The 12,389-nt window shown below is 64.0% G+C and carries 12 protein-coding genes; 9 read left to right on the plus strand and 3 right to left on the minus strand.

Going from position 1 to position 12,389, the window contains the following annotated elements:
- Positions 1–8: 8 nt before the first annotated feature.
- The 5 genes from edd to PAN31117_RS14500 all read left to right on the plus strand — a co-directional run bounded on the left by edd (position 9) and on the right by PAN31117_RS14500 (position 4,531).
- On the plus strand, positions 9–1,856 hold the full coding sequence (edd, locus tag PAN31117_RS14480; RefSeq protein WP_174990961.1) for a phosphogluconate dehydratase: 1,848 nt from the start codon (positions 9–11) through the stop codon (positions 1,854–1,856).
- A gap of 112 nt (positions 1,857–1,968) precedes the next feature.
- On the plus strand, positions 1,969–2,439 hold the full coding sequence (locus tag PAN31117_RS14485; RefSeq protein WP_150738791.1) for a hypothetical protein: 471 nt from the start codon (positions 1,969–1,971) through the stop codon (positions 2,437–2,439).
- A 41-nt stretch (positions 2,440–2,480) separates the two neighbouring features.
- Positions 2,481–3,362 (plus strand): 4-hydroxy-tetrahydrodipicolinate synthase, encoded by an 882-nt coding sequence (gene dapA / locus PAN31117_RS14490; protein WP_174990962.1) that lies wholly within the window; start codon positions 2,481–2,483, stop codon positions 3,360–3,362.
- A 57-nt stretch (positions 3,363–3,419) separates the two neighbouring features.
- Complete coding sequence (locus tag PAN31117_RS14495; protein WP_150738793.1) at positions 3,420–3,947, plus strand: hypothetical protein; 528 nt, start codon at positions 3,420–3,422, stop codon at positions 3,945–3,947.
- 80 nt (positions 3,948–4,027) lie between these two features.
- A complete protein-coding gene (locus PAN31117_RS14500) occupies positions 4,028–4,531 on the plus strand; it encodes a hypothetical protein (protein ID WP_150738794.1) in 504 nt (167 codons plus the stop codon).
- An 83-nt stretch (positions 4,532–4,614) separates the two neighbouring features.
- Here the strand turns inward: PAN31117_RS14500 and mgtA are convergent, their stop codons facing one another.
- On the minus strand, positions 4,615–7,356 hold the full coding sequence (mgtA, locus tag PAN31117_RS14505) for a magnesium-translocating P-type ATPase (protein ID WP_150738795.1): 2,742 nt from the start codon (positions 7,354–7,356) through the stop codon (positions 4,615–4,617).
- A gap of 74 nt (positions 7,357–7,430) precedes the next feature.
- On the minus strand, positions 7,431–7,625 hold the full coding sequence (locus PAN31117_RS14510; RefSeq protein WP_150738796.1) for a hypothetical protein: 195 nt from the start codon (positions 7,623–7,625) through the stop codon (positions 7,431–7,433).
- 580 nt (positions 7,626–8,205) lie between these two features.
- Between PAN31117_RS14510 and PAN31117_RS14515 the strand changes: the two genes are divergently transcribed.
- Positions 8,206–8,808 carry a phosphatase PAP2 family protein gene (locus PAN31117_RS14515; RefSeq protein ID WP_150738797.1) on the plus strand — a complete coding sequence of 201 codons (603 nt, stop codon included), beginning with the start codon at positions 8,206–8,208 and terminating at the stop codon, positions 8,806–8,808.
- An 84-nt stretch (positions 8,809–8,892) separates the two neighbouring features.
- Here the strand turns inward: PAN31117_RS14515 and rnk are convergent, their stop codons facing one another.
- Positions 8,893–9,318: a nucleoside diphosphate kinase regulator gene (gene rnk / locus PAN31117_RS14520; RefSeq protein WP_150738798.1), complete on the minus strand. Its 426-nt coding sequence runs from the start codon at positions 9,316–9,318 to the stop codon at positions 8,893–8,895.
- A gap of 148 nt (positions 9,319–9,466) precedes the next feature.
- Between rnk and hemL the strand changes: the two genes are divergently transcribed.
- The 3 genes from hemL (at position 9,467) to PAN31117_RS14535 (ending at position 12,385) form a co-directional block, all read left to right on the plus strand.
- Positions 9,467–10,771: a glutamate-1-semialdehyde 2,1-aminomutase gene (hemL, locus tag PAN31117_RS14525; RefSeq protein WP_150738799.1), complete on the plus strand. Its 1,305-nt coding sequence runs from the start codon at positions 9,467–9,469 to the stop codon at positions 10,769–10,771.
- 98 nt (positions 10,772–10,869) lie between these two features.
- Entirely contained in the window at positions 10,870–11,484 is a 615-nt protein-coding gene (locus PAN31117_RS14530) for a LemA family protein (protein WP_150665205.1), read from the plus strand.
- A 22-nt stretch (positions 11,485–11,506) separates the two neighbouring features.
- The gene (locus tag PAN31117_RS14535; protein WP_150738895.1) at positions 11,507–12,385 is read left to right on the plus strand and encodes a TPM domain-containing protein; all 879 of its coding nucleotides are present in this window, start codon (positions 11,507–11,509) and stop codon (positions 12,383–12,385) included.
- The last annotated feature ends 4 nt before the right edge of the window (positions 12,386–12,389 follow it).

Consider the following 12,389-nt stretch of genomic DNA (forward strand, 5'->3'; position numbering starts at 1 on the left):
GATCCCCCATGACCCAGTCTTCGCATAACGTGTCGCTGCATCCGGTGGTAAAACGCGTGACAGAGCGCCTCATCGAGCGCAGTCGGTCGTCCCGCCAGGCCTATCTCGCCGGCGTCGAGCGCGCAACGCAGGGGCAACCCGGGCGCGAGAAGATCGGATGCGCCAATCTGGCGCATGCGCTGGCCGCCGCCCCCGCCGACGACCGTCTGAAAATCCGCTCCGAGCGTACGCCCAACATCGGCATTGTCACCGCGTACAACGACATGCTCTCGGCGCACGCGCCCTTCGCCGAATTCCCCGACATCATCAAGTCTGCCGCGCGCGCGCATGGCGCAAGCGCGCAGGTCGCCGGTGGCGTACCCGCCATGTGCGACGGCGTGACGCAAGGTTATGCGGGCATGGAGCTGTCGCTGTTCTCGCGCGACGTGATCGCGCTGGCCTCCATCGTCGCGCTCTCGCATCAGATGTTTGACGCCGCTATGTTCCTCGGCGTGTGTGACAAGATCGTGCCGGGGCTGGTGATCGCCGCGCAGGCGTTCGGCCATTTGCCCGCCGTGTTCAGCCCGGCTGGCCCGATGCCGTCGGGGTTGCCGAACGACGAGAAGTCGCGCATCCGGCAGGAATACGCGGCGGGCCGTGTCACGCGCACCGCCCTGCTCGACGCCGAGCTCGCCGCCTATCACGCCGAAGGCACGTGCACGTTCTACGGCACGGCGAACAGCAACCAGATGCTCATGGAGTTCATGGGCCTGCACCTGCCCGGGTCGTCGTTCGTCAATCCGCATACGCCGTTGCGACACGCGCTCACGCAAGCCGCCACGGCACGTGCTGTGGCGCTCGCCAAGTCGGGCATCAATACGTCGCAGATTCTGGACGAGCGCGCGTTCATCAACGGCGTCGTCGGTCTGCTCGCCACCGGCGGATCGACGAATCACACGCTGCATCTGGTGGCAATGGCCCACGCAGGCGGCATTCTGCTCGACTGGCAGGACTTCGCCGAGCTGTCGGACGTCACGCCGCTGCTCGCGCACGTCTACCCGAGCGGCAAGGCCGACGTGAACCAGTTCCATGCGGCCGGTGGCCTGAGTTTTCTCATCCGCGAACTGCTCGATGCGGGCTTCTTGCACAACGACGTGACGACCGTCATGGGGCATGGTCTGCGCGCCTACACGCAGGAAGCCTTCCTGCGCGACGATGTGCTGTCGTGGCAGGAAGCGCCGAGCGAAAGCCTCGACGAAAACATCGTGCGTCCGGCCTCGCGACCATTCGCGCCCGAGGGCGGCCTGCGCATGCTCGCAGGCAATCTGGGACGCGCCGTCATCAAGTCGTCCGCCGTCAAGCCCGAACACCAGAAGGTACGTGCACCGGCGCGCGTGTTCTCCGATCAGGAATCGGCACAAGCGGCCTTCAAGGCGGGCGAACTGACGCGCGACGTGATCGTCGTGGTGCGCTTCCAGGGGCCGCGTGCCAACGGCATGCCCGAACTACATAAGCTCATGCCGATGCTGGGACTCTTGCAGGATGAAGGGCACCACGTCGCGCTGGTGACGGACGGTCGGATGTCCGGGGCATCGGGCAAGGTGCCTGCCGCTATCCACCTGTCGCCCGAAGCGGAGGAAGGCGGCATGCTCGCGCGCGTGCAGGATGGGGACATCATCGAGATCGATTGCGAGACGAATACTCTGCACTGCGAAGTGGATGACGCGGCGCTTGCCGCGCGCACGCCCGAGCCGGTGCCGCAACGTCCGTTCGATCCGTGGCGCAATATGTTCGCGCTGTTCCGTAACAATGTCGGCACCGCACCGCATGGCGCAAGCGTGCTGTTCATCGATGCGCAGTACCCGAAGCACGACTGATCTCACCGCTAAACGTCAGGTCGGCAAGGCGTCAAAATCTTGACGCCTTTTTTACCTGCGCCTCCCTAGACTGGCCTCGTTGTCACTTCAGTCGTCAAAACGACACGTCGTCATGCCCTCAATCGCCCAACGCGTCAGCCTTGAACCTCCTGGTGCGAACGCCGCCCCGGCCGATGCTACGCGTACTTACACCGCAACGCCCGCCGCCGCCCGTGCGTCGGTCACATCGGCCAACAATGCCGTCGCCGCAACGCCCGCCAGCACACTGACCACGCTAAGCGCACCGCCCGCCGAGACCGTCTCCGTGGCGCGTCAACGCAATCGATACAACCCGCGCGCCCGCCTCGACGCGACGCTCGAAATCACTCTCAGCCGCGCCGCCGTTTCCTCGCTGGCCGTCACGCTGGCGATGAGCTTGCCGCTGCCGTGGCGTGTCGAGACAATTCGCCCGATCCGGCGCGATACGGCGGCTGTGGTGTCGATTGCCTTGCCGCGCGTCGAAGCGGCGCGTGCGATGGACGTCGTGATGCAATCGCTGCCGGAAGCCGAATTCGGCGCACTGCGCCTGCGTCCGGCCGTCTGAGACTCTCCCGGCGATCTTCGCCAATACCGATGCTTCAGGTTATGAACACAGCCATCTTCGAAGGCGTGTGGGTTCCGCTCGTCACGCCCATGTCCGGCGCCAATGGCGCTCAGATCGACTACAACGCGTTTGCACGTCTGGTCGACTATTACCTCGCGGCGGGCGTGGACGGCCTCGTGGTCGCAGGCACCACCGGCGAGGGCACACTGCTCACCGACGACGAGCGCCGCCGACTCGTGGAGACCGCCTGTCACCTCGCCCACGGACATGCGCCAGTGCTCGCCGGTGTCGGTGCGGCCGACACGACGAATGCCGCGCGCCAGATCCGCAGTCTCGATGACTTGCCGCTCGCCGGTTACCTCGTGCCGCCACCGTACTACCTGCGCCCCTCGCAGGAAGGCATTCTCTGGCACTACCGCACGCTTGCCGCCGGCACGCGCAAGCCGCTCGTGCTCTATAACGTGCCGCTTCGCACCGGTGTCACGCTGGGCGTGGAGACGATCCGCGAGCTGGCATCGCACGAGTCGTTCGCCGCCATCAAGGAGTGTGACGCGCACCCGCTCACGCATCTGCCCGCGCAAGTGACGATGCGCGTGCTGTGCGGCGACGACATGCAGATCCTGCCCGCGCTGCGTGCCGGTGCCGTCGGTTGTATCTCGGCGGCAGCGCATGTGCGCCCGGACCTCTATCTCAAGCTGATGCGCTACGTGCGTGAAGGCGACATGGATCACGCGAACACGCTGTTCAACGGCATGAAGCCGCTGATCCGGCGACTGTTCTCCGAGCCGAATCCGGTGGCGATCAAAGCCGCACTCGCCTCGCTAGGCTTCTGCCAGGACACGGTGCGCCGCCCGCTCATGCCGTGCACCGCCGCGCTTCGCAAGGACATCGACGCACAACTGGAAGTCACGATGGCGTTCTGATATCGACAGCACGCCGCCACGACGTGGTCCATGACCGCACCTGACAGGACACTCGCAATGGATGAGATCGAACGGCGTCACCGCACCGTCGCCCGTCTGCTGATCAAGCTCTCGGGCACCACGCTGGCAAGGCTCGCTTACGCGACCGGCATCACCGGCAACACGATATCGCGCTGGGTGCATGGCGATCACTGCGCGCTCGGCACACACGGCAGAGACAAGCTGTTCACCGCGTTGGGCGTGCGCAGCGACGGCGTCAACATCCGCTTTGCGCCTCGCTCTACGGGCGCGGCGCAACCGGTCTTCCAGATCAGCGGTCTGGTGCAGGCCGAGCGATTCGCCACACTCGCCGCGCTCACATCGACGCAGTTCGTCGCCGCACGCGAGACCGCTCAGGGGAAAACGCTGGTGAGCGTGGTCACGGACATCAGCGGGCAGACGACGGCGTTGCTCGTCGGCACCCGCGAGGCGTTCGACGAGCTGTACGCCGAGCTTGGCATCGCGCTCTCGCCCAATCGCCGTTTGGAGGCAGGCCTCCGTCCTTATGGGGTGACGGAAAAAGCGATGCGTATACACTCGAACTGACAGCAGATTGCGTAGCAGAGTGCTGATGGCCACCCATCGGCGATCCATTCTTGGCCCCCCGTCAACTATGGAGCGTTGTCATGACAACAGATCGCATCAACAAGCGCATGAAGGTGTACGCCGATGAGGGCTGGCAGGACACGGGATACAAGGTGGGGGCGCAGAGCGCACCGAAGGTCATTCTGCGAGCGTCCGGTGAGTGGTGCACACGCACGGACGACCGCAAGTTCGGACGCCGCGACGCCAACGGTCGCACCCCGAACTCCGGCGCGACGTATCTGCACAATGTCTCCGGCGACAGCGAGTATCCGTATCACGGTCACGACGCCCTGATGGGGCAGCTCGTCGGACGCTTCGGCGAGACGGGCGAACCGTTCCTCGTCGGCAATCAGAAGTCGTTTCGCGTCGATGGCATGCCAAAGGACGTGTCGCTGTGGCTGTGCTGCAACGATCCTCTCGGCAGCGCAAAGAAGGACAACGACGGCGCGCTTGACGTCACCCTCGAACTCGACGATGCCCGCGACGTCTTCGCCCCGCGTTCGCAGCACTTCGACCGGCCGTCAGGCACCTGGGTCGACGATTGAGCCTCGCATCGAAGCCCCATGAAAAAAGCCAGCGGTGAACGACTCGCCGCTGGCTTTTTTCTTTGACGGCTACCGCAGCAGCGTCACTGCCACCCGAACCGTCGCGCGAACACGCCCTTCATCAACTGCGTGAGCACGGCATACGCCAGCAGAATCGCGGCGAGCATCGGGAAGTATGCAAGCGGCAGCGCCTGCATCTTGAAGGTCTCGGCGAACGGCGACAGCGGCAGCATGATGCCGATCAGCATTACCGCGCCCGTCATCAACAGCAACGGCCATGCGGCGCGGCTCTGGATGAACGGCAGACGGCGCGTGCGAATCAGGTGCACGATCAGCGTCTGAGACAGCAGGCCTTCGACGAACCAGCCGGACTGGAACAACGTCTGATGCTCCGCGCTGTTCGCGCCGAACAGATGCCACATGGCGACGAACGTCAGCACGTCGAAAATCGAGCTGATCGGGCCGAAGAACACCATGAAACGCGACAGATCCGACGGATTCCACTGCTGCGGTTTCGTCAGTTGTTCGGCATCGACGTTATCGAACGGAATCGTCGTCTGCGACAGATCGTAGAGCAGATTCTGCGTGAGCAACTGCAGCGGCAACATGGGCAAGAACGGCAGGAAGGCGCTCGCGATCAGCACCGAGAAGACGTTGCCGAAGTTCGAGCTGGCCGTCATCTTGATGTACTTGAGCATGTTCGCGAACGTACGGCGTCCCTCGATCACGCCCTGCTCCAGCACCATCAGGCTCTTTTCCAGCAGGATCAGATCGGCCGCTTCCTTGGCGATGTCGACCGCCGTATCCACCGAAATGCCGATGTCGGCTGCACGCAGTGCCGGGGCATCGTTGATGCCGTCGCCCATGAAACCTACGACGTGACCGTTCGCGCGCAGCATGCGCACGAGACGCTCCTTGTGCGCAGGCGTGAGCTTCGCGAAGACGTTGGCGCGCTCGACGGTCTTGGCAAGTTCAGCATCGCTCATCGCTTCGATGTCGTCGCCCAGCACGCACGCCGTCACCGGCAGACCGACTTCGCGGCAGACTTTCGCCGTGACAAGATCGTTGTCGCCCGTGAGCACCTTTACGTCCACGCCTGCCGCCGCCAGCGCCTGGAGGGCCGGTGCGGTCGACTCCTTGGGCGGATCGAGGAAGGCGATGTAGCCAACGAGCACGAGTTCGCTTTCGTCCGCGATGCTGTAGCTCTCGCGTACCGGCGGCAGATGCCGCGTCGCTACCGCCACCACACGCAGCCCTTCGGCGTTCAGGTGGGCCGTCACGCGCCGCAATTGCGCCAGCACGTCCGGCGTAAGCGGCTCGACGTTCGCGCCATGCTGCACGCGGTTGCACACCGCCATCACCTCTTCCACTGCGCCCTTGCAGATCAACTCGTGGTGATCGCCGTTCTCACTCACGACCACCGACATGCGACGACGCTGGAAATCGAAGGGGATTTCGTCGATCTTGCGATAATGATTGACCACGTCCAGGCGCTGGTGCAACTCGGCGTGATTGAGCACGGCGACGTCCAGCAGGTTCTTCAGACCGGTCTGATAGAAGCTGTTGAGGTACGCGTATTCGAGGACGTCTTCGGAGAAGTTGCCCCATACGTCGGTGTGACGTTCCAGACAGATCTTGTCCTGCGTGAGCGTGCCGGTCTTGTCTGTGCAGAGCACATCCATCGCGCCGAAGTTCTGGATCGCGTCGAGCCGTTTGACGATCACCTTCTTGCGCGAGAGCACGACCGCGCCCTTGGCGAGCGTGGCAGTCACGATCATCGGCAGCATTTCGGGTGTGAGGCCGACCGCGACCGACAGCGCGAAGAGTGACGCTTCGAGCCAGTCGTGCTTCGTGAAACCGTTGATGAGCAGGACGATGGGCGTCATGACGAGCATGAAGCGGATGAGCACCCACGACACGCGGTTCACGCCTTGCTGGAACGACGTGACGGTCGGTTGCTGCGCGGTTACGCGCTGCGCAAGCGAGCCGAAGAAGGTGCGACCGCCCGTGGCAACGACGACGGCCGTGGCCGAGCCGCTCACCACGTTCGTCCCCATGAACGCGAGGTTGTCGTAAGCGAGCGGGTTGCTGCCGCCGGTCTCGCACGGGTGCGCGAATTTCTCAACGGGCAACGCCTCGCCCGTCAGTGCCGACTGCGAGATAAACAGGTCCTTGGCGGTGAGAATGCGCACGTCGGCCGGAATCATGTCGCCCGCCGCGAGCAGCACGATATCGCCGGGCACGAGGTCTGCGAGGGCGATTTCACGGCCCATACGTCCGAGGCGGCGCACGTTCTCCGGCTCGGCAGCGCCGTCGATCAACGGCTCACGGCGCAGCACGGTCGCCGTGGTGCTCACCATCGCCTTGAGCTTCTCCGCCGCCTTGTTGGAGCGAGCTTCCTGCACAAATCGCAACACCGTGGAAATGATCACCATCGACGCGATGATGATCGTTCCCTCGGTGTCGTCGGTCGCATAAGACACAGCGGCCAGTGCAGTGAGCAGCAGGTTGAACGGATTGCGGTAGCAGTTAAAGAGATGACGCCACCAGGGCAGCGGCTTTTCGTGCTCGACCTCGTTGGGGCCGACGTGCGCGCGCACCGTGGCGGCTTCGTCGTCGGACAGCCCGTCGCGCGTGGTGCGCAGACGCGCAAGCAGGTCCGGCCCGGCGTCGCGTGCGGCTTCGAGCAGGCCCGGTGGTGCCTCGTGGCCATGCGCTGGCGCATCGAGGGTTTCGAGCATGTCGCGGCGACGGAAGAAGCGCAGGCCGAGGCGCGCGCCAAGCACCGCAATCAGTCGCTCGCTGAGCGTGAGAGCTTGTTGCATGGATACATCCTGAAATGGCTTGCGAGGCGCCGGAGAATCCCCGGCGCCTCACGTAACAACGGAAAGACGCGGGGTCAGGCTTGCTTGACGCTCTCGCGATGGCGCACGAACGAGGCCAGCCATTGCCCGGCACGCGCCACGAGACCGGGACGCGCCGCTTCATGGACGACGTCGGGGTGAGGATCGACGTGATAGTGATGCAGGCACTGGGACGGCAGCATCAGGGCTTGCGGATTGCCTCCGCGTAGGGTCATGGAGTAACGGAACACGATGAATCTCCCGGCCGCACGGCACCTGAGCGGCGTGAGCGGCGGGTTCGCGTTTCATGCAAAACACGCGAACGCACGCGCACGACGGGACAGCCCGAACGGCAGACGTAAAACCAATAAGGGAGCGTGCTACGAGAGACGGACGCTATCGGTACGACCCAACAAAACCCTTCTTCGCCTGAGTGCTGCGACTAAAGGGTGAAGGCATTCGACAGGTACATCTGAGGTGCGCGCCAACCCGACTATGCGAGTTAGCGGCTGGGAAGATCCCGGGGACTAACTCGCGGTGATGGTGTCGACTTCGGTCGACCGGCAACTACCACTAGAACTACTGTCCACGGAAGGACCTCCTGAGAGCTATGACGGCGCGATTCTACCTCCGGGAGCGTCGAAAGAAAAGTGACAATTCAAGGTGTTACAAAATGATGACAAATGGCACTTTCCTCGCGGCGACGGGTCATTCAGAATCTGTCACGCAATCGTCACAAACCGTCGGCCGGCGGCCGTTGAGGCGCCGGCAACGCTAAAGCGCCCGGCCGCATGCTCAACCTCCGGCAGGCATTCGTCCCCCCCGGAGTTCATGGATTCGCTCAACCGCGCCCTCTTTCTCGCGATCAACGCCTCGCCCGATGTGAGCGATGGCGAACTGGCCATCGCCGTCTTCATTGCCAAGTACCTGATCCTGCTGCTGCCGGTGGGCCTCATCACGCTGTGGCTCGCGGGCGGACGCGACCGCGAAGGCGCGGTGCACGGGCTGCTGGGCGTGGGGCTCGTGCTGCTGATCAACTTCGTCATCGGATTCGCCTGGTTCGAGCCGCGACCGTTCGTCGTCGGCCTCGGCACGAATCTGCTCGCGCACGCGCCGACGAGCGCCTTCCCGAGCAACCACGGCTCGATCATGTTCACGTCGGCGTTCGTGCTCATGGGTACGGTAGCCCGCACGCCGCGTCTGCTCGGCAAGCTCCTTCTGATTTGCGCGCTGCCCGTGTGCTGGGCGCGCATCTACCTCGGCGTGCACTGGCCAGTCGACATGCTCGGCGCGCTGGTGGTGTCGCTGGTCGTCGCACTCATCATGCGCACGGCGAGCGCACGCGAGACGAGCCGTATCGTCGCGGCGATCCTCGAAGGCATCTATCGTCGCCTGTTGGCATGGCCGATTTCGCGCGGCTGGCTTCGTCGCTGAGCGGGGAATTGCTGGAATTGCGGGGGGAGATGACTGGGAGACTCGGGAGATCCGAATCTCCCAATGGTGCTGCGGAGAATAGAATTAGCGGTGATATTCGCCAGCGGCTTCAGGCTGGTAGTCGAGGCCGAGCAATTCCAGCTCGATGAGATGACCGCCCGGCACTTGCCAGTGAATCGACTGGCCGACGCGCAGACCCAGCAGCGCGCTGCCCACCGGCGCCAATACCGAAATGCCGTTTTCCGTGGCGGCGAGATGCTGCGGATACACGAGCGTCACGCGGTGCTCCTGCTGCGTGCTCAGATCGCGATAGCGCACCACCGAATTCATCGTGGCGACATCGGCAGGCATTTGCTCCGGCTCGACGACGCTCGCCCGGGCGAGCTCTGTTTCGAGTGCCTCCACATACGGCAGGGCCGTGCGCGGCGCATTCTCGATGACCGAATAGAGACGATCGAGGTCGAGAGACGAGACAGTGATCGAAGGACGTTGTGCGTTGACGGTGGACATGTCGAAGGGCCTTGAATTTCCTTGGCGTTGAGAAAGTTGCCTTCAATCTAACAGAAGCCCCCGGCCGCGAGAAGTCCCGGACTTCGACGCCATCCGCTAGAATCGACGCATTAGGGTCAATAGGCCTATGCGCCGCAAAGCTGAAGTCATGTCTGAAAACACTACGAATGCCGCGCTGTTCGAGCGCGCCCAGCAAACTATTCCCGGCGGTGTGAACTCGCCCGTGCGCGCCTTCCGCTCGGTCGGCGGCACGCCGCGTTTCATCGCCCGCGCACAAGGCCCCTACATGTGGGACGCCGAAGGCGTGCGCTACATCGACTACATCGGCTCGTGGGGCCCGATGATCGTCGGCCATCTGCACCCGGAAGTCGTCGCCGCCGTGCAAACGGCCATGTCGCAGGGTTTCAGCTTCGGCGCACCGACGGAAGCCGAAGTCGTGATGGCCGAAGAAATCTGCCGTCTCGTGCCATCCATCGAGCAAGTGCGTCTGGTGTCCTCGGGCACCGAAGCCACGATGAGCGCGCTGCGTCTGGCACGCGGCTTTACGGGCCGCAACAAGATCGTCAAGTTCGAAGGCTGCTACCACGGTCACGCCGACAGCCTGCTGGTGAAGGCCGGTTCGGGTCTGCTGACGTTTGCCGACTCCACTCGCAATGCGCCCTCCTCGGCCGGTGTGCCGCCCGAAGTCACGCGCGACACACTCGTCCTCGAATACAACAACGTCGAACAGTTGCGTGAATTGTTCGCCGGTCAGGGCGGTGAAATCGCGGCAGTGATCGTCGAGCCGGTCGCGGGCAACATGAATCTCGTGCGCGGCTCGCGTCACTTCCTCCAGACGCTGCGCGAGCTGTGCACCGCGCACGGCGCCGTACTGATCTTCGACGAAGTGATGTGCGGTTTCCGCGTCGGTCTCGGCGGCGCGCAGGCGCTTTACGGCATTACGGCCGACCTGACGTGTCTGGGCAAGGTGATCGGCGGCGGCATGCCCGCAGCCGCATTCGGCGGACGCCGCGACATCATGTCGCATCTCGCACCGCTCGGTGGCGTCTATCAGGCGGGCACGCTTTCGGGTAACCCGCTGGCCGTCGCCGCCGGGCTCGCCACGCTCAAGCTGATTCAGGCGCCCGGCTTCTACGAGGATCTGGCCAAGCGCACGTCGAAGCTCGTGAGCGGTCTCGTCGATGCCGCACAGGCCGCCGGTGTGCCGTTCTCAGGCGACAGCGTCGGCGGCATGTTCGGTCTGTACTTCCGAGCCAACGTGCCGCAGAGCTTTGCCGAAGTGACGACGTCGGACGTCGCCCGCTTCAACAAGTTCTTCCACGCCATGCTCGATCGCGGCGTCTACCTCGCACCGAGCGCGTTCGAAGCGGGGTTCGTGTCGGCCACGCACGACGACACGATCATCGATGCGACGATCGACGCCGCGCGCGACGCGTTTGGGACCATTGCATGATCGCGTCCGAAAGCTTGCCTACCATTTGCACTGTGGTTCGTGCCACGTTTTGCGCAGTCTGCCGGATGTCCGTCCGGTCATAACAAGGGGAAAACGTCATGCAAATGCTACTGCCGATCCTTCGTCGTCAGTCCTGGGTGCGATGGCTCGCGCTGGGACTTCTCGCGTCGATGCTGTCCTCCTGCGGCTACAACGAAATTCAGGTCAAGGACGAAGCGGTCAAGGCGTCGTGGAGCGAGGTCGTCAACCAATACCAGCGACGTGCCGATCTGGTGCCGAACCTGGTGAACACGGTCAAGGGCTACGCGTCGCATGAGCAGGCCACGCTCACCGAAGTGATTAACGCCCGCGCCAAGGCGACAAGCATCACGGTCACGCCGGAGACGCTCAACGATCCGGAAGCGTTCAAGCGCTTCCAGCAAGCGCAGGGTGAGCTGTCGGGCGCACTCTCGCGCCTGATGGCCGTTTCGGAAAACTATCCGAACCTGAAGGCCGACGGCCTGTTCCGCGACCTGCAATCGCAGCTCGAAGGCACGGAAAACCGCATCACGGTCGCGCGCAATCGTTACATCCAGTCCGTGCAGGACTACAACGTGTATGTGCGTCAGTTCCCGAACAATCTGACAGCCAAGATGTTCGGTTACGGTACGAAGCCGAACTTCACCGTGGATAACGAGAAGGCTATTTCCACGGCACCGGCCGTCAAGTTCTGAGGCCGTGGCAATGACAGCGCTCATGCAACCGAAGCGCTTTGTGTGGGCGTTGTGGGCACTCGCGCTGGCCAGTCTGTGCTGGCTGGCGCAGCCCGCGAGCGCAGAAGCGCTGGTGGCGGTGCCCGCGCTGACGGCGCGCGTGACCGATCTGACCGGCACGCTCACCGCCGAGCAGCGCAACGCACTTGAGGCGCAGCTCGCGCAATACGAGCAGCAACGCGGCAGCCAGATCTTCGTGCTGATGCTGCCGAGCACCGCGCCCGAGACCATCGATCAGTACAGCATCCGTGTCGCCGACGCCTGGAAGGCAGGCCGCAAGGGCGTGGACGATGGCGTCATCATGCTTATCGCAAAGGACAACCCGAACGACTTGCGCAAGATGCGCATCGAGGTCGGACGCGGCGTGCAAGGCTCGCTCACCGATGCCATTTCGGGTCGCATTCTGCGCGACGTGATGGCACCGTACTTCCGCAATGGTGATTTCTTCGGCGGCATCGCGGCGGGAACGGCGGCCGTGCAGGCGGCCATGAACAACGAGGCGTTGCCCGCACCGAATCTGCCGTCCACGCGCGCGCCTCACTCCGATTTGTCCGATTTTCTGCCGCTGCTCTTCATTGTCTTCATCATCGCGATGGTGGTGATCATGGAAGGCCGTCGGCGCTTCAGTGGTCCCGGTTTGCCGAGCGCCCCCAACAACCCGCGCTCGCGCGTTCTGACCGGTCAGCGCGGACGCATCGGCCCCGGTGGTTTCGGCGGCATCGGTGGCATCGGCGGCGGACTCGGCGGTGGCTGGGGACGTAACGACGGCGGTGGCTTCGGCGGGGGCGGGGGCGGCGGTGGTGGTTTTGGCGGCGGAGGCGGCGGTGGTTTCGACGGCGGCGGCTCGTCCGGCAACTGGTGAAGAC

The organism is Pandoraea anapnoica (assembly GCF_902459765.1).
GTDB lineage: Bacteria > Pseudomonadota > Gammaproteobacteria > Burkholderiales > Burkholderiaceae > Pandoraea > Pandoraea anapnoica.